19 protein-coding genes and 3 pseudogenes are annotated in these 21415 nt (G+C 53.4%); 11 read left to right on the forward strand and 11 right to left on the reverse strand.

Going from position 1 to position 21415, the window contains the following annotated elements:
• Positions 1-966: 966 nt before the first annotated feature.
• Positions 967-1059 (reverse strand): annotated as a pseudogene (locus J4D25_RS27210) (hypothetical protein); the annotation flags it as partial.
• A gap of 156 nt (positions 1060-1215) precedes the next feature.
• Here J4D25_RS27210 and J4D25_RS27215 point away from each other — a divergent pair.
• Together J4D25_RS27215 and J4D25_RS01085 are read left to right on the forward strand one after the other, a co-directional pair.
• Positions 1216-2595 (forward strand): annotated as a pseudogene (locus J4D25_RS27215) (McrB family protein); the annotation flags it as partial.
• 15 nt (positions 2596-2610) lie between these two features.
• Positions 2611-3918, forward strand: coding sequence for an McrC family protein (locus J4D25_RS01085; RefSeq protein WP_057714830.1), 1308 nt, complete (start codon positions 2611-2613; stop codon positions 3916-3918).
• 164 nt (positions 3919-4082) lie between these two features.
• Here the strand turns inward: J4D25_RS01085 and J4D25_RS01090 are convergent, their stop codons facing one another.
• Positions 4083-5429 (reverse strand): DUF6602 domain-containing protein, encoded by a 1347-nt coding sequence (locus J4D25_RS01090; RefSeq protein WP_057714831.1) that lies wholly within the window; start codon positions 5427-5429, stop codon positions 4083-4085.
• 104 nt (positions 5430-5533) lie between these two features.
• Entirely contained in the window at positions 5534-5803 is a 270-nt protein-coding gene (locus J4D25_RS01095) for a helix-turn-helix domain-containing protein (protein ID WP_057714832.1), read from the reverse strand.
• 83 nt (positions 5804-5886) lie between these two features.
• Between J4D25_RS01095 and J4D25_RS01100 the strand changes: the two genes are divergently transcribed.
• Together J4D25_RS01100 and J4D25_RS01105 are read left to right on the forward strand one after the other, a co-directional pair.
• Positions 5887-6321: a hypothetical protein gene (locus J4D25_RS01100; protein ID WP_057714833.1), complete on the forward strand. Its 435-nt coding sequence runs from the start codon at positions 5887-5889 to the stop codon at positions 6319-6321.
• Between the two features lie 403 nt (positions 6322-6724).
• A pseudogene (locus tag J4D25_RS01105) lies at positions 6725-6883 on the forward strand (site-specific integrase); the annotation flags it as partial.
• Positions 6884-7133: 250 nt separating this feature from the next.
• Here J4D25_RS01105 and J4D25_RS01110 read toward each other — a convergent pair.
• The 3 genes from J4D25_RS01110 to J4D25_RS01120 all read right to left on the reverse strand — a co-directional run bounded on the left by J4D25_RS01110 (position 7134) and on the right by J4D25_RS01120 (position 10042).
• Complete coding sequence (locus J4D25_RS01110) at positions 7134-7940, reverse strand: creatininase (RefSeq protein WP_057714835.1); 807 nt, start codon at positions 7938-7940, stop codon at positions 7134-7136.
• A 75-nt stretch (positions 7941-8015) separates the two neighbouring features.
• Positions 8016-8567, reverse strand: coding sequence for a VOC family protein (locus tag J4D25_RS01115; RefSeq protein ID WP_057714836.1), 552 nt, complete (start codon positions 8565-8567; stop codon positions 8016-8018).
• 44 nt (positions 8568-8611) lie between these two features.
• Positions 8612-10042 (reverse strand): cytosine permease, encoded by a 1431-nt coding sequence (locus J4D25_RS01120; protein ID WP_057714837.1) that lies wholly within the window; start codon positions 10040-10042, stop codon positions 8612-8614.
• Positions 10043-10364: 322 nt separating this feature from the next.
• Between J4D25_RS01120 and J4D25_RS01125 the strand changes: the two genes are divergently transcribed.
• Both J4D25_RS01125 and J4D25_RS01130 read left to right on the forward strand, forming a co-directional pair.
• A complete protein-coding gene (locus J4D25_RS01125; protein ID WP_057714838.1) occupies positions 10365-11033 on the forward strand; it encodes an FMN-dependent NADH-azoreductase in 669 nt (222 codons plus the stop codon).
• 33 nt (positions 11034-11066) lie between these two features.
• Positions 11067-12407: an amidase family protein gene (locus tag J4D25_RS01130; RefSeq protein ID WP_057716602.1), complete on the forward strand. Its 1341-nt coding sequence runs from the start codon at positions 11067-11069 to the stop codon at positions 12405-12407.
• Positions 12408-12435: 28 nt separating this feature from the next.
• Here the strand turns inward: J4D25_RS01130 and J4D25_RS01135 are convergent, their stop codons facing one another.
• Complete coding sequence (locus J4D25_RS01135; RefSeq protein WP_057714839.1) at positions 12436-13377, reverse strand: LysR family transcriptional regulator; 942 nt, start codon at positions 13375-13377, stop codon at positions 12436-12438.
• An 86-nt stretch (positions 13378-13463) separates the two neighbouring features.
• The gene (locus J4D25_RS01140; RefSeq protein WP_079246752.1) at positions 13464-14078 is read right to left on the reverse strand and encodes a DUF1989 domain-containing protein; all 615 of its coding nucleotides are present in this window, start codon (positions 14076-14078) and stop codon (positions 13464-13466) included.
• 129 nt (positions 14079-14207) lie between these two features.
• Here J4D25_RS01140 and J4D25_RS01145 point away from each other — a divergent pair, with 129 nt between their 5' ends.
• Complete coding sequence (locus J4D25_RS01145; RefSeq protein WP_057714840.1) at positions 14208-15077, forward strand: LysR substrate-binding domain-containing protein; 870 nt, start codon at positions 14208-14210, stop codon at positions 15075-15077.
• Here the strand turns inward: J4D25_RS01145 and J4D25_RS01150 are convergent.
• Positions 15061-15657 carry a flavin reductase family protein gene (locus J4D25_RS01150; RefSeq protein WP_057714841.1) on the reverse strand — a complete coding sequence of 199 codons (597 nt, stop codon included), beginning with the start codon at positions 15655-15657 and terminating at the stop codon, positions 15061-15063. The genes J4D25_RS01145 and J4D25_RS01150 overlap by 17 nt on opposite strands.
• 217 nt (positions 15658-15874) lie before the next feature.
• Between J4D25_RS01150 and J4D25_RS01155 the strand changes: the two genes are divergently transcribed.
• Entirely contained in the window at positions 15875-16162 is a 288-nt protein-coding gene (locus J4D25_RS01155; RefSeq protein WP_131726867.1) for a hypothetical protein, read from the forward strand.
• Positions 16163-16166: 4 nt separating this feature from the next.
• Here J4D25_RS01155 and J4D25_RS01160 read toward each other — a convergent pair whose 3' ends face one another.
• Positions 16167-17720 (reverse strand): lytic transglycosylase F, encoded by a 1554-nt coding sequence (locus J4D25_RS01160; protein ID WP_057714842.1) that lies wholly within the window; start codon positions 17718-17720, stop codon positions 16167-16169.
• A 344-nt stretch (positions 17721-18064) separates the two neighbouring features.
• Here J4D25_RS01160 and J4D25_RS01165 point away from each other — a divergent pair, with 344 nt between their 5' ends.
• Positions 18065-19288, forward strand: coding sequence for a patatin-like phospholipase family protein (locus J4D25_RS01165; protein WP_224795386.1), 1224 nt, complete (start codon positions 18065-18067; stop codon positions 19286-19288).
• A gap of 123 nt (positions 19289-19411) precedes the next feature.
• A complete protein-coding gene (locus tag J4D25_RS01170) occupies positions 19412-19627 on the forward strand; it encodes a hypothetical protein (RefSeq protein WP_057714843.1) in 216 nt (71 codons plus the stop codon).
• Positions 19628-19856: 229 nt separating this feature from the next.
• On the opposite strand, the gene J4D25_RS01175 is transcribed toward J4D25_RS01170, so the two are convergent.
• A complete protein-coding gene (locus J4D25_RS01175) occupies positions 19857-20336 on the reverse strand; it encodes an SDR family oxidoreductase (RefSeq protein ID WP_109790573.1) in 480 nt (159 codons plus the stop codon).
• 450 nt (positions 20337-20786) lie between these two features.
• Here J4D25_RS01175 and gfa point away from each other — a divergent pair, with 450 nt between their 5' ends.
• Positions 20787-21365 carry an S-(hydroxymethyl)glutathione synthase gene (gene gfa, locus J4D25_RS01180; protein ID WP_057714844.1) on the forward strand — a complete coding sequence of 193 codons (579 nt, stop codon included), beginning with the start codon at positions 20787-20789 and terminating at the stop codon, positions 21363-21365.
• The last annotated feature ends 50 nt before the right edge of the window (positions 21366-21415 follow it).

The following is a 21415-nucleotide window of genomic DNA, read 5'->3' on the forward strand; positions in this document are numbered from 1 at the left end:
TAGTAGAAACTGCGTCAACTGCCAAGCCTACCTCAACCAGCGTTCCACCTCTCCGAGTCTGCCTTCGTCCGAACTGGCCCGTAAAGGCATGCTTATCGCCCTCCCCGTCGAAGAGCGCGCCAAATGACCAGTGAAGATAAATTGTACGTGTTATGGGATGAGTTCCTGAGTCTCTGGCCGTTGGATCGACTTGCCAGAATGACACTGGACGAGTATAGCCAGGCGGGCTCGAAGGACAGCTTTACTTATTGGATCGAATCACGACTTGATGAGCTTGGCAGTATCTGGGGTGGTTCGGCATTTAAGTTCGGCGTGTTTTCACGCAAGGACACTGAAGGCAAGAATAGTGATGCCAAGCTGAGCTATTCGGACACCCATGGTTGGTATACATCACTGGGAACGACAGCCGAGGATGCCTTCACCCAAGTGCGTGGGTTCGTTGTTCAGGTCGCAGAGCTGGCGGCCAAGGGCAACCTGGATGGTATTGAGGAATTCAAGCAACTAGGTGAAGCCTATAAGTGGAAAATTGCCTTCCACTACCAAGATCGCCAGACTCCCCGAATCGTAGATATATTCAAAACTGCGCCGCTTAGTGCCTTCGCAGGCGACGGCACTGGCAGCAGCATGGCTACTTTGCAGAAAAACGCTTTGGCCAAGCAGCCTGCTAATTCGGGGATTCTGGAGTTCGGTCGGCAGATTTGGGCGGAATGGAGTGAGAAAAACCTCACTATCTGGAAGCTTTCGCACGGTAACCCACCCAGTTTTACCGATGAGGAACGGAAGAAGTACTTAGCAAGCAATTTGGCGGTGATACACAGTGAAACTGGTAAGGGGCAAGGAAAAAAATTTGCCGAAGCACCAGTCGGTACGCTGTTCTTCCTGTGCCACGGTAACAGCCTCCAAAGAGTCGGACAGTTCACCTCGAATGCCACCCCGTGTGACAAAGGCGATGGTTGGTTGCAACGTAACTACCGCATCTTGAAGTCGGCTGTACGGTCGGATCGCTATACCGAAAACTCTAAATACTGGTCGCCGCAAGGCAACACCACCTTCTGGCAGGTGGGTACAGATGATCTGCCAGAGTTTGATCGGACGCTGCTGGTCCCATATTTCGGAACCAGCTTGGCCGAATTGGCAGGCCTGGCCGGCGAACCTATTGAAGCAGATAGCCTTAGTCCGTCGCTGGTGAGGGAATCAGTAAAAATGCCTCGCCCCATTACTGCGCCAATCAACCGGATTTATTACGGCCCGCCAGGCACTGGCAAGACCTATGAGCTCACCAGTCTGCTGAAGCGAGACTATCAGCAAGCTGAAGCCTCGCTATCCAATGAGGAATGGCGCAGTCAGGCCATCGCGGAAAAAGTTTCTGCGCTCAAATGGTGGGAAGGTGCAGCAGCGGCTATTTACGACCTCGAAGGTAAAGCCAATGTACGCGAGCTGGCTGAACACCCCTTCATCCAGGCCATCGCGTCAGCCAAAGGTCGTTCAACAGGCATAAAGCAAACCCTATGGGGAACACTGCAACATCACACAATCGAAGACTCGAAAACTGTTAATACCAAACTGCGCATGGCTCCGGCGATATTTGATAAAACCGCTGACTCCGTTTGGCAGTTAGCTGGCGATTGGCAGGACGCTTGCGAGGAGTTGATAGAGCTGGTGGATCAACTTAAGGCAGGCACCCAGGTAGCCGTAGCAGTACAACGGTATAGCTTCGTGACCTTTCATCAATCCTATGGTTACGAGGAGTTCGTCGAGGGGCTGCGCCCGTTGCTGAGTGAGGATATTGAGTCGGGTGAGATCCAGTATGAGATTCGTCCAGGCGTGTTCAAGGAGCTCTGCCGCAAGGCAAGGCTTGCCCCCGATCAGCGTTTTGCGATGGTTATCGACGAGATCAATCGCGGCAACATCAGCAAAATATTTGGAGAACTGATCACACTCATCGAAAGCGACAAGCGTGAAGGTGCCGAGCACGCCATTTCGCTCACGCTGCCATATTCGGGCGAGCCGTTCTCGGTGCCAGCTAACGTGGATATTATTGGTACGATGAACACCGCAGATCGGTCGCTGGCTCTGTTGGATACTGCTCTGCGACGGCGTTTCGATTTCGTGCCTGTAATGCCTGATGTGCGTGATGAGCTCGATGCCCCGCTTCATGGCTTGCGCGTAACGTTAGGTGATAAAACAATCGATATCCCACGCATGCTCGCAGCAATCAATCAAAGAGTGGAGGCTCTGTACGATCGGGACCACAGCATTGGACACGCCTACCTCACCTCTTTGAAGAAGGTTGTTGATGGCGAGGCGCGGTTTAACGCCTTGGCACAGATATTTCGTAACCGCATTGTGCCTTTACTGGAAGAGTACTTTTTTGAGGACTGGCAGAAAATTCGCCTTGTGCTCGCGGATAATCAGAAAATTAGGCCGGCGTGTTTCGTTATTGAAAGCCAAGATCACGAAGTCGACCTTACTCGTTTGTTTGGCAGTGATCACGAGCTTAATGAGTACTCAACCAAACGACGCTACACAGTGCAGGAAGCAGCATTTTTGAGCCCGGATGCCTACATCGGCATTTACCAGACGCTGGCCAGTTGATCCGTGGGCCAGCAGATGAGCGGTGTCACAATCTATGAGTTCGGCACCGTGGTTGCCCAGGGGGCCGGTGGCGGCGATACAGAGGTGCCCAGCAGCGTGTTTGACTGGCTCGAATGGCTATGCCTGTGGAGCACTGAGCAAGGGGGCGCAGTTTGGCTACGTTTGACCCAGAGGCGCGGGCGTAGAGCTATCCAGGTAACCAGTTTCGTTGGTGTCATTCGCGCTCCTGATGGTTTCCAGATTGAGGTACTGCCCAAGGTAGGACAGGTTATTGGAGGTGGCGCTGTAGAGGCGCGACAACTGTTGATTGATATGCTTTGCTGTCTTAGGCGATTTCGCCATATCCAAACTGACAGCGCCAAGCTTGCTGCTACGAAGATGCCATTATTGGAGGTATTTATTGGTGAGTACCTACAGGCTGTTGAGCAAGTCGTTAAACGAGGATTAAGAAGCCAATACACCGCCCGGCAAGACAATCTGTTTGCCCTGCGTGGCAAACTGTTGTTTGGGCAGCACCTACGCCAAAATGTATATAGAGCTGACCGCTTTTTTACGGAACACGACGAGTTCTCGACGAACCGACCGGAGAACCGCTTACTTCATAAAGCCTTACGTCGTGTGCTGGCGTTGTCGGCATCACAAGCGAATCAAAAACTGGCACGCGAGCTGTGTTTTGTATTTGCTGACGTTCCCGAGTCCATTCAACCGGCGCGGGATTTTCAGCTGGTTCTCCTAGAACGGGGGATGGGGAGCTACGCTAACGCGCTGGCTTGGGCCCAGCTAATTCTAGAAGAGGAATCGCCTCTCACAGGTGTAGGCAAGAACCACGCGCCATCCCTGTTATTTCCAATGGAAGCTCTATTCGAGGCTTTCGTATCTAAGCATTTACCGAAACAACTGATAGGGTCGCTAACCCTTAAAACTCAGGCTCATAGCCATCATCTCGTTAGCCATAATAAGCAAAAATGGTTCCGCCTCAAGCCTGACCTGCTGGTTCGAGAGGGAGCTAGCGACTTGATCGTATTAGACACCAAATGGAAATTGCTGGATGGTTCGAAGGCTAATGGCACAGACAAATACGGCTTGGCGCAGGCTGACTTTTACCAATTGCATGCCTACGGACAAGGTTACCTTGGTGGTAAGGGTGACGTAGTCCTGATCTACCCAAAAACCGAAAATTTTAAGCACCCACTCCCAGTTTTTGATTTCCACCAGAAGCGTGGTCTGTCTCTCTGGGTGCTTCCGTTCTGCCTAAAAACCAAAACCTTGGCTGTACCGGTGGATGCCCCCTTTGCTAGAGCTTTTACTAGGCCGGCATCCTAAACTCGGGGTGCTTCTCGCGATGTGTGTAGAGAGCATCAGGGGTAGGTGTCACTACAGCCGAAACTCAACAATAAAAGTCGGCGAGGGCTTAATCGTACCCCCTGTTACTTCGGAAACTATTTTTCTAGGTGGACACAATTGAGTTTCAGGCATCAAGCGGGCAACTAGGCGTCAAAATTGTCTTCTCCGTCCAGCCAGCGCTGTGCTCCAATGATAAGTTTTTCCATTTCTTCGACTGCATGCTCATCTTCATCGCCTTCGTCAAAGCCGAAGTAAGCCCCCCAACTGTCATCGCCTGCCCTCAAGTCCTTAATATCTTCACTATATGTATCTTCGCCGAGCATTCTTCCCATGTAATCCATCTTGAACGGCTTCATGCCACCAAATTTAAGATGGGACAACAAACTCTGCATAAAGATACTGGACTGGCTCTCGAGGGAGGTCGCGCTGTTCTTGGAGCATAGCACTGGAACCAACCTACCATTTTCATTTCGAGTGTATCGCGTATATGCAAAAGCCTTGTTTATAACACAGGCACAGGTCAAATGCTGGAATGGTCTCATAATCATCTCGCCAGCCCCGCCCTGTGCCTGGACATTCCAATCAGTATAAAAGTCTGCGATTTTCTCGTACAAAATATGACTCTTCAAAGGGCTCTCGAATGCGAATATACCTTTAAAGAAGGGCGGCTGGTTATCGTCGAAGTACGAGGCTAAATCCAGTAACTCTAATGCCGATTCGAGGTTTTCAGTTGTGAGACTGGTTTTGACCTCAATGACGGCACGTACTGATTCCGGAGGAACGATCACAAGGTCCCCCTCTCGGAACACGGGCGCGTAGTCAATCCGATCATAGATCAAAATGTCTATCTGTTTTTTCAGACCGTAGATAAATCCTGTTGCAACGTGGTAACGTTCAGGAATATGCTTTCTAAGTGAATTTTGCAGCAAATTTTCCCGGTAAGTTCCAACGGTAGGACCGTGATCGATTATAAGCCTGACACGCTCGCTCAATGAGGCCAGTTCGGAGGCAATTGTAGCAGAGAACTTTCGCTGTTTTTCACGGGCCCTCTGGGCAAGAGATAGGGAAAGTAACACGGTATTTCCCTTTTGCTTTGCTACAATTTTTTTGACCGCAACGAGGCAGCGTAGGATCCAAGGTGCGTGTTCGTCGCTGAACTTGTACTTATCCTTACGTTTAATCATCAGGCTGATTAGTTCTTCAAGCGGCATATCTTTATGCTTACCCAACAAAGCAAACACTAAATCTCCGATGGTGTGCATTGACTCCGCCAGCGCTTTATGTCTTTCATATGAAAATAGCGAGAATGGATAAATCCACAATGCGTCGCGCTCGCTAACTGGCACGGTTCGCAGGTTTTTACCACTAAATGGATCAGAGGCAGGCTCCAATACATACGCATCTTTTTTAATTTCCCGAATGCGATAAGTAACAATATTATCCCAAGCGTCATTAGCATGAATACAAACATCAGAAGTTTTCAATTCCATAAGATTATTCCTGGTAAAAAGGTCAGGGGAGCTCGGGACGCACTTGGTTTAATAGTTCCTTCAGGCTAAATCTTTTTGACCCGCAGGCTGTCAACATTCCGATTTCACTCCAGCTCCGCGCGGACTTGGTCAAATAGCTCATTCAGCTCTGAGGTGGTGTCTTTTTGGAGGTAGCAGGCCACTATGAGTGTCACTGGATGCACCCCTATTGTTGAGGCTAGCTCATCAATTTTCTCGAGCGTGACCCCTTTCACCCCTCTCTCTAGAGAGCTAAGAAAGGTGCGGCTGCTGACAATTGAGAAGTCCTCTTGAGTAAGACCCTTGCTGACGCGAAACCTTCTCAGTGCAATACCAAAAGCTTTCTTTAGTTCCATTTTTCATCGCTCGCAAATGGAACGATGAAGCCTTTTTGAACACTATAGGGCTACAATCTATAGTGTTCATTTGGAGGAATATCATGTTTAGAACCTATCTGCACACCGCCATTCCCCTCAGCTCAAGGCTCGAGCCTGATCTCCAACTATGGCCTTATGTGGAGCAAATTCTCACTCTTCCCTGGTTTTATGCGACCGTGACGCGCAGCCAGGGTGATGTGGTGTCAAAAGAAATGCTTCTTATTTCTGATGTCCTCACTCTGGAACACTTTCAGCTAGGTTTGAGCTCTGGACAGGTGGAGGACATTTTGCTCGTTTCGCCAGCCTCAATGAATGGCCAGGGCAGATGGTTAATGGAGCCGGTACAAGAAATTAGCTACGTGCCAAGCTCACAGCTTTGGCGTTCTCACTACCTTTATGTCGTAGCTGGTGGTAGAAACTATACAAATAATTGTGATCCGGGCCTTGAGGCAGAGCAGTCGAATAGAAGCAGGATCGTATTCTCAATCGATAGGTGAAGTGGCCCTGTCGCGCACGTACTAGCAGAGTCCGGCCTGGTTTGAAGCGGGGTAGCCCTCAACGCTGCCCTTGTTCAATTGAACACATGATCAAATTTTTAACAAAATTAAGGTCCTTTTCGCTCCTTATGGTGCAACAAGGCGGGCCAAATGGCTTCGCAACAAAGCCTAGCCTATGCGGACTAATTAGAAATGCTCAAGTAATTGATTTTAAAGACTAATAGAGCAATATTTTCTGTGCAACACCTGCCTAAACGACCTACTCTGTTAAACCAGATGCCATGTTAGAAGTGTTCATGAGCTTCGTAAGGCACTGATTCGACAAAGCCGCTTCTGACGTCCACTCTCACAACGGGCCATGTCCTTCGTGTTCATGGCGAGTCATTGAATGAGGTGGCTGCCGATGAAGCTGATTCAGTGCCGTTACTCTTCCGGTCAGCGTGTACCGCTGCTCGTGCAGACCGGAGATGCGGCGCCATTGCCCATGCTTGTCCCGTTCATCTACGTTCAACTCAAGCTCAGATACCGCGCTTACAACACTGCGGCGGCACATCTGCGATCGAGGCTGTATTTGCAGACGTTGCCGAATAGCGGCTGCATTCGCGAGCACCTTCATCACTTATCAGCTATTTGAGGTTCCTTGGTCCTGCCTGCGTGGCCTTATCGGCGTTGAAACCGTGGAAGTATTCCAAGCCGTCCATAAGCCAGAAAAGGCCGACTCTCGCGACCAGTCGCGCTGGAGCCTTTCCAAAAACCTGGCTCTTGAACAATCAATTGCAAGGCCGTACCCGTCAGTTGATTTCTCGATTGCATCAAGGTGTCGCGACATTGGAAGTCGCCTGGCCCTGAATCGAATCAAGCCCGAACTCGAATCGTACCGCCTTGGCGATTCCACTGATCACATCATCCACCAGCCACCGTCCTTTGTCCGCGCTTGAGTCCAGCGCAGACGACAGTACCCCACTGGCTGGCACCCATTCAGTCCGCGCGGGGTACATGTCGTAAACCGGGAACTGCGCCGGTCCGTGATCAGGAATTTGGTCAAGGAATACCAACTGCGGGTAGTAATGCAGCATCATCGATGTTTCGATGACCGCTGCATGTTCCAGCGCAATCCCCGGAAAACCGTCCGGAAAGATTCTGTCGAGCGTCTGTGATTTCACGAACTCCCAGTGTTCGAGGCGCATGACCTCCAGTCCGGCATTCGGACCGATATCGCGCATGGCCAGTTCAATACCCTCAGTGACAAACCACTGGTTTTCGTAATGACCGATCACCAGCACCAGGCGCGTCACGCCATGACGATGAAACTCGCGTACGGCATCCCTTACCATGGCGATCAGCGTGGCCCCATCCACGCTGGTTGTTCCGCAGAAGTGCTGCCCTCCTCCACATTTCGGCTGAGATTTATAGCCGTAGGAAAGCGCTGGGGCGACGATGCCGTCGATTTCCCTGGCGACATCTTCACTGATCGCACTGGCCAGCAAAGCATCGGTGCCCAAAGGCAAATGAGGCCCGTGCTGTTCGGTCGCACCGATAGGCAGGAAGACCACCGAGCCCGATTGCACGCGGTGCTCATAGTCGACCCAACTGATGTTATCCATCCTTACGTTGTTCATGGCTGCACTCCCATTTCGATTGGTCATAGCGAACGCCCCGGCACCAGATCGGCGCCAAGACGTTTGCGCGTTGTCTTACGCTTGCGCCGGGTACCACGCTTCGGGCTCCGGGTAGTCCCAGTCCGAAGGAAATGCATAGGTTTCAAATACGGTGGTGGTATCGGCCTCGGTGCCGAAGAACGCGAAATGATTCACTCCCATCCATGACCCGGACTGCACGCATTTGAAGCCGCGTCGCGTCAGCTCCGTAATGCGATCCTCAAACGGAATGTTGTTGCAGTCGTAGGCAACGTGCTGGATGCCTTCGCCATGTTTCTCCAGGAAGTCGGCAAAGATGGTCGGACCGGAGACCGGCTCCATCAACTCCCAGACCATGTTGCCGGACTGTGCGAAGCAGACTTTAAGAACAAACTCGGCCGGTTCGCCATGGTAAGTCTGGTTTTCAGTGTTTTCCGGGCTGAAGGTATACACCCGCCACGGGCCGATCCCCAGCTTGAGCAAGCCATCCATTGTGCGCTTGTGATCACGCGTAACGATCGCAATCTCCACAACATTACCCAGGAATGCATCGACCTCGGTTCCAGCATTCAATGCTTTCAGCACATTAGTTTGTTCAAGATGGGACATACGCAGTTTCCTTTTTAATCGTTTAATGATTGAACACTCTGAGTTTACTTAGCCAGCACCGAAGAGCTGACAACTTCCGTACGCCGTGAACGATGCAATAAATAGTAGATCCCCCCTCCCACACCAAACCCTGCCAGCCAGGACAAATCAATTCCGCCCAATGCCATTGCGAGCGGGCCTTGCAGTGATTTAATTGTCCCGACCTGAAATAACCAGGCTGCAAGTATTCCCACTGCAAGTGCAAATATGCCTCTCCAGTTCACATCAGCGCATGCACTTTGGGAGTGGTGGCAATACAGCGATTTCAAATCGACCTGACCACGGCGAATCAGGAAAAAATCAACCAGCGTGATACCAGCCCAAGGACTGATCCACACCACGAAGAACACCATCAGGTTTTCAAAGGCATGTACAAACTCGCCCGATTGCAGAAACAGGTAGAGCATGAACAGCGCAACCACGCCCGAGACCATCGAAACCGCCCAGCGTGGAACACGCAGATCCAGAGACAACGTCGCCAGCGCTGCGGAATAAATGACCACGATGTTGGTGGCTACCGGGCCATGCAACAGCACAAGCAGAACCGGCAGCGCCATTGTGCCGAACACCGCGATGATCAATTGTGCAGGATCCGAACCTCCGCCCGCGGAAGCAATGGTAGCGCCCAGAAAGGCCAGCCATACAGTGGGCAGGAACATGCCCAGGAACGTCGACCGAAACACCTGGCCGTCAGACAGTTTGCTCTGGGTGAAGCGGGTGTAATCAGAGGCGTATACCAGCCATGAAATGCCCCAACCGATCCCGATCGCCGTCATCAGGCTGCTCATGGCCGACAGCTTGCCGAAGCCCTCGGTGGTGGATGCCTGCCACTGGATATCCACATGGGTGAAGGCCAGTACGGTCATTACTACCATGATCAACAGAATCACCGGCATGGTGTAGCGCTCGAAGCACTTGATGGCGTTAAAGCCCCATGCCGCAATGCCGACCTGAAGAATCATGACCGCCAAAGCGATCCCGTACTTGAGTTCCATGCCACCGCTGATACCGATTTTTTCCAGGGCTGCCACTGCAAGATCAAGAACGATCCAGGTGTTGGTGGCCACCCAGCCCATAGGCATCAGCACTTGCATGATGGTGGGGAGATAGGCACCGCGCCGGCCAAACGCCAACCGGGAAAGCACCATTTGCGGTACGCCCGTGCGGTGTCCCATGATGCAGATGCCGCCGAACAGAGCCGCGCCCAACAGGTTGCCGACGACAATCACCAGCAGGGTTTCCCACAGGCTCAAACCCAGCTGGATACCGATTGCACCGAGCACCCAGTTGATGGGCGCGACATTAGCCCCGGCCCAGATCCAGAACTGGTCCAGCGGCGTTGAAGTGCGATGGCTATCGGGCACGGGCTCAATGCCCAGCGCATCATAATTGGCCTCGTTGATTACGCTTTTTTCAGAATTGCGACGGGTTGACATTATTATTTTCCTCGCTGACCGGCGACCACGTGAATCGCCCCGAGCCATTAAAGCGAGGTCTGTTCTTTTACGTAATTGATAATAACTAAAAGACCCTTTAGCAAAATTACCGCATTAAGTTTTACTCAATTGCCCCCGCGAACAGTCAGTCCATCCTCCTTTTAAAAATCGAAGTTGACATCCACGCCCACAAATAAAACTCGCTTATTGAGTTTTATTTAACGCACCTAAAATTAATGTCAATAGCCTCACCCTCGATGGTCGTGGCCAACTTGTTGCAGCCATTGAGGTAATTCCGCCTCAGGTTCAAAGGAAGTTTCACATGACCACCCTTCTTCATATCGATGCTAGCGCACGATCCGATCGTTCCCTGAGCCGCAAACTGTCCCAGGCATTTGTCGAGGCTTGGGTTGATCGCGATGACAAGACGCAAGTCATTGTCCGTGACGTTGGGCACAACCCTCCACCGTTCGTGACGGAGGCATGGATTGCCGCAGTTTTTACTCCCGAAGAGCACATGACGCCGGAAAAACGCGAAGAGATCCGCCTCTCGGATGAGTTGATCGATGAGATCGATCGCGCCGACGTCATCATCATGGGTACGCCGATGTACAACTACGGAATGCCGGCAGCCCTCAAGTCCTGGTTCGACAAAGTCATTCGCATTGGCAAGACCTTCACCTTTGATCTTGACCGCGGCGACTACCCACTGGAGCCGATCATGAACGGCAAGAAGCTGGTCATTTTATCTTCCCGGGGTGAATTCGGATTTGGCCCGGGAGGTGTGCGCGAAGCGATGAACCACCTCGACACTCACATCCAGACCTGTGCTCACTACCTGGGCGTGAACGAAACCCACGTCATCTCCATCGACTATCAGGAATTTGGCGACGCCCGCCACGAAGCCTCCATCGCCGATGCGTTCGATGCAATTCCGGTGCTGGTCAGGCAGTTGGTTGAAGATCGCCAACGTCAGCTTTTGCCGGCCTGATTGCCAGGTACCGCCGTCAAAATGGGAGAAACCATGATCACGATGATGCAAACCGCTGAACGATTGAGACAAGGCCTGACGACACCCGATAAGTTGATCGAGTCGGCCTTGGCGGCGATCAAAAACTCGGCGTACGTGTTCATTGATGTGCTTGAACAGCGCGCTTTCAATGATGCGGAAGCGTCGACCAGGCGTTGGCGTCAAGGGGCTCCCTTGAGCCCTTTTGACGGGATTCCCTATGCGGTCAAGGATCTGCTGGATGTCGTCGGTAGTCGAACAACCGCCGGCTCCATCACCCGGATCGACGCTCCGATGGCGGTCGAGGATGCGGAGGTGATCGCAGCCCTCGCCGCACTCGGTATGATCCCGCTGGGTAAAACCAACCTCACGGAATTTGCTTACTCCGGGCTTGGCCTGAATCCGCATTTCGGAACACCGACCTGCGATGTCGCGGTCAGCGAGAGCCGCGTTCCTGGCGGGTCTTCTTCGGGCTCGGCCATCGCTGTTCAACGAGGTATCGTCACCTGCGCCATCGGAACCGACACTGCCGGTTCGATCCGCATTCCAGCGGCGTTCAATGGATTGGTCGGGTACAAGGCTTCTACGAGTCGTTACAGCATGAAAGGCCTTCACCCACTCGCCATTACGCTGGATAGCCTAGGCCCTTTCGCCCATACCGTGGCGGATTGCGTTGCACTGGATGCGGCGATGCGAGGTTTCAAAAACGTGGCCATCGAGGCTGTCAACCTTTCAAGCCTTCGCTTTGTGGTCGACGACGGTGTGATGTCTGACCCGGCGTTACAGCCAGTGGTCCAGCACAACCTTGTTTCGATGATGGAGCGGCTTCGTGCAGCCGGTGCACAGGTTGAGCGTCGGCCGGTTCTCGCGGTTGCCCGCACCAGAGAACTCATTGTCCGCGAGGGCTGGCTGGGTGCGATAGAAGCCTGGCGCCTGCTGGGAGCGATAGTCGAAGGTCCGCAGGGGCATCAGATGGACAGGCGCGTGCGCCATCGTCTGCGCGCGGCCAAGGAGGTCGATCCAGCGAGCGAAGCCAGGATCCGCCATCTGCGCACGGAGCTGATGGCGGCCATGGAGCGTGAGCTCGATGGCGCTATTCTGGTCATGCCGACGGTCAAGCACGTCGCCCCGCCGATGGCGCCACTTTCGAATGACGACGAACTGTTTGCGAGCGTCAATCTCGAGACCTTGTCACTCACCATGATTGGCAGCCTGCTGGATATGCCGGGTGTGGCAATCCCGTCCGGCAAGGACAGCATTGGCCTTGCAACGTCGACTTTATTCTCGACGACCCAAGGCCGCGACGATCAACTGCTCAGTGCGTGCCTGGCTATAGAAACGCGCCTTTGTGACTAATGCCTATCAGTCACGCCATGGCGCTAACTCAGGAAGTGACAGCCAACGGTTGTCCTGCCAGATCATTCAGGGCATTTTCCCTGAATGATTTGGCTTCGCTCAGGAGCCAGTCTCTGAACAACGAAAGGCTGCGGCGCGCACTGCAGTGGTGGTCTTCTATAAGGTGGTAGGTGAAACCAGGCAAACTCGGACCTTGCACTCGATGCATCTGTCCAGAACGAAGCTCATGGTCGATCAATACATTGCTGCACAACAGCGGCCCAATCCCGCGCTCAACCGCATGTAGCGCCAGGGTTTCCTCGCTGTACCAGGAGATACGAAAATCCCACGATGAATCGTGCTCCACCTGAGCCAGCCAAGCTGACCACGAGGGCGCTTCGAGCGTTTGATTCTTCCATTTGAACGCCAGCAGCGAGCGATTATGAAAGTCGTTGATCGTTGCAGTACGGTTGGCCGGACAGATGCTTTTGTCCGCGACCGCGATGTATCGATCCTCGAACAGCACCGGCCCCTTCGCATGGGCATCGAATGGGCCATAACGAATCGCCAGATCGACAGTCTCGGAACGCAGGTCCACGACTTTCTCCGAGGCATGGATGGACACTACTATGTTTGGATAGATCGAGTTGAACTTCGTCAGTCGCGGCATCAACCATCGCTCCGCGAACGCGCGCGTGGTGGACAACTGAATGGCATCCCCCTCCTTTGGCGAACCGATCAAGGCAAACGCTTGGGCAATTTGGTCAAAACCGTCTCGTAACAGCGGGTAGATCGCTTTTCCGGCGGACGTGAGGGTGACCGTACGGCCCCTTTCCAGAAGCTTTTGCCCCAGCCCCTCTTCCAGTTGTCGGACCTGATGGCTTACCGCCGCGACCGTGACAGAAAGCTCATTGGCAGCCGCGGAAAAACTCTGGTGACGTGCTACCGCCTCAAACACTCGCACAGAATTGAGTGGGGGGATTTTGCGCATGGTTTTCTCCGGACACCTGACTGTGTGCTGGCAACGGGTTCAGTGTCCCGCCGGCAGACATCGCCCGCCAGCATGTTTTTTTGAGATCAGTTGACGCTGTAGTGAACATCCTGAGGCTGCATGCCATTAACCGCCGTAATGTCCTGAGGACAGGCAGAGAGGACCACAATAGCGTCCATTTCAGCTTTAAGGCAGACGTACTGCCCAGGTTCACTAACTGGCGCGGCGAATTCGATGCATCCGTCCTGATGAACCGGAACGTTCATAAAGAGATTCAAGGGGCTAGGTGTTTCGTGGACCTTGAGGCCGAGGTTTTCCAAGGCTAGAAAAAGGTTTTCATTGCAACTGTCGTGATGGCCGACAACCCCCAGTTGCACGTAACGGGTCGGGTCACACGCGGCGACCAGCGTGTCGTGCACACCGGGAGTGGTGTCCTCGGTGAGCGTGAGGATTTTCTGTCGTTTGTTGGTGAGGAAGCTGTCACCCTCGCTTGGGTTAAGCTTCAACCAGAACGCACGGCTGTGCTCCATCGACATAGCTTCGGCGAGGTCTGCCGGGTTAAAGGCCCAAGTGTCCACAACCTGCTTGCCATGGGTGTTTATGAGTTTGATGGATTGCCCCTGTTTCAACCGGATCGCTACGCCCCGTCGTGCAGGCAGACGGGTCAGTTTACCGGGTTGGATCGACATCACTGCGTTCATGCCTTTGTTCTCCTCTTTTCAGGCTGATGGCCGGCGTACCGGGTATCTGAATTCAAGGAAAACACAGCACAACTCTTCAAACCAATAATATAAAGTGGCCTCGGTATAAGCTAAATCTATAGGTATCCCATGCGAATCCGGCAGCTCGAGTGCTTCAGAACTTTGATGATCCACGGCACGATGACCCGAGCGGCAGAGCTGTTGAGTATTTCCCAGCCCGCCATTAGCAGCACCATCGCCAATCTGGAGCATGAGACGGGCTTGAAGCTGTTCGTGCGCAAAGGTGGTCGGCTGCAACCTACGCCGGAAGCACGGCTGTTTTTCGTTGAAGCTGAACGGGCGCTGGAGGCGGTGGAAAAAACCAATCGGGTCGCCAAGGAAATCCGAACGGGAAAACGAGGCCATCTGGCGATCGCCGCCTACGCCAGTATCTCGATCAACCTGTTGCCACGGGTGATGGCCGGGTTCGCGAAAGAGCGTCCGGGGCTTGAGCTGAAAATCATTACCCGAAACTCTCAGTCTGTCCGTGAGCTAATGAACACGCAGCAATTCGACCTGGCCATTGCCGAGTTGCCCCTCGACTACCCCACCTCCAGCATGGAAGTGATCTCGTATGAATGTCAGTGCATGGTGCCGCTCGGCCATCCCCTCGCTCAACTGGAGGTGATCACCCCGTCGGATCTGGATGGCGTACCCTTCGTTTCACTGTTCAAGGGCGACCCTATCTACCAACAGTTGGCCATGGCTTTTTCGGCGCACGGGTCAGCCTGGAACGTGGTGGCCGAGACTGAATTCTTCTCGACGGCATGCGAATTGGTTTACGCTGGCATGGGTGTCGGGATCGTCGACCCGGTGGTCAGCCGGCCCTTCACCAAAAATTTGGTTCTCAAGCCCTTCTCGCCGGCGATCAAATACGAAATTGCACTGTTGCTTCCCACACAGGAAGAGCCCTCGCAACTGGCACGAGAATTTGCCCAATTCCTCAAGCAACACCTTTAACGATGCTGCCGATGGTTGAAAATTGGCCATAACCGAGCCGGGCGAGTGGCCGGATTCTGGAGAGGTCGATACGTCCGTCAGTGAGGCAGGCATCATTGATATGAACGCCGACCACCCGTCCGATGATCAGCAGGTTTTCCTCCAGCTCCGATGGAAGCTCGACGGCTTTCAACAACACGCACTCAATGTGTATTGGCGATGCTTTGACCCGTGGAGGCTTCACCAATGAGGACGCTTCGAACTCCAGTCCCGCCCGTTCAAACTCATTGATTTCGGGCCGCTCCACATCACTGGTCGTCCGGACCTGAACACGCAGATCAAAGCTGGCCATGTTGCAGACGAATTCTCCGGTTTCAAGGACGTTTCTGGCTGTGTCTTTAGCACCGTGTGCATGACGGCCATTGGAGCCGAACACCACAATCGGCGGGTTCTGCGACAGCGCATTGAAGAAGCTGTAAGGCGCGAGATTCGGTACCCCGTTTTTACCGAGTGTGGAAATCCATCCGACAGGTCTGGGGACCACACAACTCATCCAATGCTGGTTGATCTCTTCATCATTACGGCCAACTACAAGAAACATGAAATACCCTCCCGAGTTCAGTGATAGCGGGAGTGGAACACCATTGCCGGTCAATAAATAATATTGAATCTTGCACTGACTATAAGTGAATCTTATACAACCATAGATGGATGGGCGTTGCCTATTAATCTGGCGCTGGAAACGCTCGGTACCAATCGATACTCCTCCGCTGTAAGCATCCGGTGACACATCACCTCATTTCCCAAGGCCGGAAGGTTTGCTTACCATCATCTTACATCCATGGCACAGACCTCGAAGCGAATGGGCCGACGGTAACTTCCTGTTCCGGGTGCTGCCGAAAGCAGACCTTGACGAACGTCCGCTTTGGGTTGTGGATTCAACCGGTCACGACAGGCAGCAATCGGCCAAAAGCTGTCTGTCGATTCCGCCGAATAAAACACAGGCGATCTGCTTCTTATTGCCGCTCAATGCGGTCCACAGAAACGTGGGTGATACAGATATCCAGTTCGAAGCCTGTATCGAGCGCTTTTTTGGAGCACTTTGATAAGTCAAAGCGCCTCTTTACTCTGGTCTTTCAGCTTCTGCGTAGCCTCCTCTTTCTCCTTCTTAGCTTCCATGATCAATTGGTAGGCAATGTAGTACTTGTAGATATTGCTAACGTAGGTAACCGTCTCCGCACCGATCTTCTCGGCGGCAACATACTCAACGTTGTGAAACCAGACGTTCGGATCGAGTCCACGCAGGGCGGCTTCTTTACGAAGTTTGGAAATCCTGCCCGCACCTGCATTGTAGGAAGCGAAGGCGAACAGGGCCTTGTCCAAGTTGGTCATGGGCTCCTTGCCATAGTACTGGTCGATCATCCAACGCATATACTTGATCCCGGCATTAATGTTTGGTTCGACTTCAGCAATGTTGCCGACGCCAAGTTCCTTGCCGGTGGCGGGCATGACCTGCATGACACCAATGGCGCCCACCTTGCTCTTGGCTGCCTGATTCAGTTGAGACTCCTGGTATCCCTGGGCTGCCATCAGTAACCAGTCCACAGAGTATTTGTCCCCGTACCGCTGGAAGTACTGAATCAATGCGATAAATTTCTTGCGTTCGGACTCGGCGGTGGAGGCCTTCACATATTTTTCGTTGATCAAATAACGGGTCAGAAGCATGTTCCCGGTGGTAGTCCCTTGGCCGTGGCGAGCAATGAAACCATTGACAGCAGCCTGGAGCTGCGGACTGCCCTTGCGGATCGCCCAGGCGATTTCGCCGCCGGTGCGTAAGGTGATCTCATCATGCACCGTGATATTCGGGAAGACCTTCTTCCAGAAAACCGCCTTGTGCTTATCCACGACGATCAAAGGAATCATGCCGGCGCTCAGCATCTCTATCAGGTCCTCATCCTCCAAAGCTTCCGGTGCCTCCTTGAGGATTACCGCAGGTTTGTTCTCGCTGACGAAGCGCTGATTGAGGGCTATCAGGCTCTCGTAATAACTGGAGGACTTGCGAACGAAGACTACCTGTCCCGCTAACTCGTCCACGTTGGCCACTGCGGGCGAGTCGGGACCGGATACCACTACCTCGCTGACGTTGCGATAAACAGGCGAGGAAAAATCGACTAGGTTCTTGCGCGCCTCGATCACAGTTAGGTTAGACGCCGCAATATCGCCCTTGCCGGCAATCAACGCCGGCAGCAGTTCATCCCGGGCGACAGGAATGAACACCACACGCACTTTCAGAGCCTTGTGTTTCAGTTTTTTATCCTTGGCCAGTTCCTTGTTCAGATCCTCCTCGAATACGCGAAAAGCGTCGTAAGTCAGACCGCGCTGGACACCCCTATCGACAAAATAGAAAGTTTTGCTGTAGACCGACAAGACGCGAATGACCCGTCGTTCGATCATCCCGTCGAGATCACCGGTCCACGGCTTCGCGATCTCGATCGAGATGGTGAGTTGCTCGCGTTGCGGTGTCTGAGGGGACGACTTTGTCTCGACTGCGGCATAGATCTGGCCAGCGAAAAACGTGAGCGCCGCAACGGTGTAGATGATCGGAGCTAAGCGTGCAAAAAGACGACCTGAACGGTGTATTACCAGATCGCGCGCGCCCAACATGGTCAGTGCTCCACAAGTTGTTTTCGCCTAACTTGTTCCAACTGCTCCGTCCCTAAGTTCAGCCGTGCCAAGATGGCCAAGACCATTCATCCAGAAGAACACAGCAAAGCTTAGTTCAGTGATGACAGCCGTTCCATGCCTGGTTGCCGGATGCTTGATCTGGAGGTCGCGCCATAGCAGAACGATTCAGAGATGCTATCGTTCCAACAATCGCAAGCGATCAGAATGCATAGAGAGTGACTGATCGACGTCAAAAAACCAGTCGCTTCGAAGCAGCCGACACCTGTAGACGATCGTTGAATCGACGCCACGGGCAATCGGATCGAACACTTTTCGAGTGATGCATGACTATGAAAATCACCAGTCTGGTTGTCGCGCTGCTTGTACTGATACAAGGCTTACAAGGCTGCACCATGACGCCGCCTCGCCTACCCGCGGTGCCGTCCGAATTGACGGCGAGAGCGCAGATTCCGGGAATGACCGGGGTGCGTTATGTCGGTGGCGGAGACATGACAGAGCTGAACCGAGTTGCGCTAGAAGCGCTGCAGCGGGAACAGGCTTACCTCGTGAAGCTGGGGCACAAGGGCCCCATGCCGCCAGTGACATATCTGGCAATTTCGGGCGGTGGAGACAATGGCGCGTTCACCGCGGGGTTGTTGAATGGCTGGACGGTTACAGGAAAGCGCCCTGAATTCAAACTCGTTACTGGAATCAGCACGGGCGCACTGATTGCGCCTTTCGCCTTTCTCGGGCCGAAGTATGATGCAACGCTGAAGCGGGTCTATACCACTCTATCGCCCAAAGACGTCATTGCACCGCGCAGCTTTATCTCAGGCGTTTTGAGCGACGCAATGTCGGACAATGCGCCGCTGTTGAAGCTGACGCGCCAATCGGTGACCGAGGACATGCTCAAGGAGGTCGCCGCCGAGTACGCGAAGGGCCGCTTTCTGTTGGTCGCTACCGCAGACCTCGATGCGCGTCGCCCCATTATCTGGGACATGGGAAAAATCGCGACCTATGGTGGTCCTGAGGCATTGGACCTTTTCGTGAAAATCATGATCGCTTCCGCCTCTATTCCAGGAGGATTTCCGCCGATGATGATCGATGTGGAAGTCGACGGTAAACCCTATCAGGAAATGCACGTCGACGGCGGCATCATGGCGCAGGTATTCGCTTACCCGGCCGGGATCCGTATCAACGAGGAAGCTGCAAAAGCGGGAGTCACCCGCGAGCGTAAACTCTACGTGATACGCAACGCGCGACTCGATCCGGACTGGGCGCAGGTCGAGCGCAGCACGATGAGCATCGCTGGGCGCTCGATCGCCTCGTTGATCCACAGCCAGGGCATCGGCGACCTCTACCGGATCTACGCCACCACCCAGCGCGACGGTGTGGACTTCAATCTTGGGTTCATACCGGCGAGTTTCAACTTCCCCCACAAGGAAGAGTTCGACAACGAGTACATGCGCAAGCTCTACGCCACCGGTTATGACATGGCGCTGCAGAGTTTCCCGTGGCTCAAAGTGCCGCCCGGATTCGCTTCTCCGGGTACAACAACGGGAAAATAAGCTCGATTTCGTTGAGCAGAGGAGTGGAAATGTCTCCTAGCAAAAAAACCAAAGGTACAACAAAAACAGCGGAAGTCACGGAGGACGCGCCGGTCTTTCATTGCTGATCTCTTTCACGGAGGAATGACGTTTTCGAACGCTGACCTACTCCCTTCTCTGCTCTTCAAGATCAATCATAACTTACTAGCCCTCGAAGCCGCGATCATGGAGCTTACCCTTTGGATCGAGCAGCGCGGCTCGGGTGAGATTGGAGGCAATGTGCATAATGCGTTGGCAACAATCAGCAAGAACGAAGAGTTAATCAACATGACGCTAGCGATGGCCATGACGCCTGAATGACTTTTTCCTGACAGACAGCAATCAGCCAAAAGCAGTCCCTTTTTTTGGGGGAACCTCAGCTCTAATTTGTCGATCGATTCTAATGTGGGTGAAAAGAGATTAGATGGTGATTTATGACGGCGACCGAGGATCTGATTGTTTGGAATGGTCGATGGCAAATTGCTAATGGCATCGTGTCTTGCCGAACTTGCCACGCCCAGCAAAAAGAGATTGATCGTGTTGACGCGTTTCAACACTCCCCAGATTGCGGGTACGCAGGACAACGGTGTAACCCGTGGAATGACCTGGATTTGATCTGTAAAAAATTCGGGAGTACTCCTAGATCCACGCAAGCACGCAATGGTTTTTGATTGATACTGCAATGTCCGATATGGGGCGACTGCTGCCCGTCACGACAGACAGAAGTCGGCTGTGGATTCAGGTCCACAGCGCAGATGCGTTCAAACTCGTCCTCATCGTAGGTGCGTAGGGTCGCCGGCGCGCCGCGCCAGGAAATACCGGCGTTGGCAAATGCCACGTCGAGACGCCCGAACTGCTTGACGGCCTTACGCACCACTGATTTCGTCGCATCGGCATCGGCATCGGCATCGGCATCGGTGACGTCGTGCTGGAGGTTGCTGGCTAGTACTCCCCTATGAACATAAATCGATGAACAATATCCCCACGATTCTGCCTGTACTCCCCCAGAGCAAGGAGACGGTCCTCTCATGAACACATGACATCGCCCACAAGTTAAATTCTGTATTGAAGCAGATCCCCGCCTCAGTTCTGAGGTCCCCAGCTCTAGCTCTCCGAACCAACTCTTTGAATTCTCGCGAACTGATTTGTAGATTTGCCATCGATGCTTCAGACATTAAGTTTTCGTGCTCACCCTGCGATGTGTCTGAAGCAATATCGACGCTGGATCAGTGGGAATCCACGAGCAATAAGAAACCGCTTGCTACCCGGTTTTCAGGGCGTCTTTGAACTATGATTTTCTCTGGGATACCGGAGGCGACAGCCACTCTTTCTCCCCGTGGTCGCTTGGCCCAGGCGATCTTCGGGTCGATAAATCCAAAGGCGTCGAGGGTCGCACCCAGTTGCCGAAGATGGTCCAGGATGCGATGAGGTGAACGGCCCAAGGCACTTTCGTCTGACACCCTGAAACGGAGAAGCCAACGTGAACACCTTGAAACTTCACCCTGCACTGGACAATGGTCTCCAGCCTGCCGCTGCGAATTTCACAGGAGGCACCCTGCAATGCTTGTGTGCGACCGACAAGGTCGAGGTCAAGATCGACGCACAAACCCTGCATAACCACGCGTGCGGCTGCAGCAAATGCTGGAAACCGCAAAACGCGACATTCGCCGTCATTGCCGTAGTACCTCGGGATAAGGTCAGCGTCACTGCTCACGGTGAAAAACTGGCAATTGTCGACGAAACCGCCACCATTCAGCGGCACGCCTGCAAGCAGTGCCACGCCCATCTCTTCGGGCGCATCGAGAACAAAGACCATGCATTTTATGGTCTGGACTTCGTCCACACCGAGCTCTCCCCCCAAAGTGGATGGGCTGCGCCGAGCTTCGCCGCGTTCGTGTCCTCCATCATCGAAACCGGCACACCGCCAGCGCAAATGAAGGCCATCCGTGAGCGCCTGCGCTCGATCGGCCTGGAGCCCTATGACTGCCTGTCCCCGGACTTGATGGACGCACTGGCGACTCATGTCGCCAAACAGAAAGGCCTGCTCCCCGCCGCCTGATTGATCGGCCGCCGCGGTTTCTTCGTCGGACCGCGGCCCCGACATCCCAA

Origin of the sequence: Pseudomonas sp. GW456-L13, assembly GCF_017350115.1 — a bacterium.
Lineage (GTDB): Bacteria > Pseudomonadota > Gammaproteobacteria > Pseudomonadales > Pseudomonadaceae > Aquipseudomonas > Aquipseudomonas jessenii.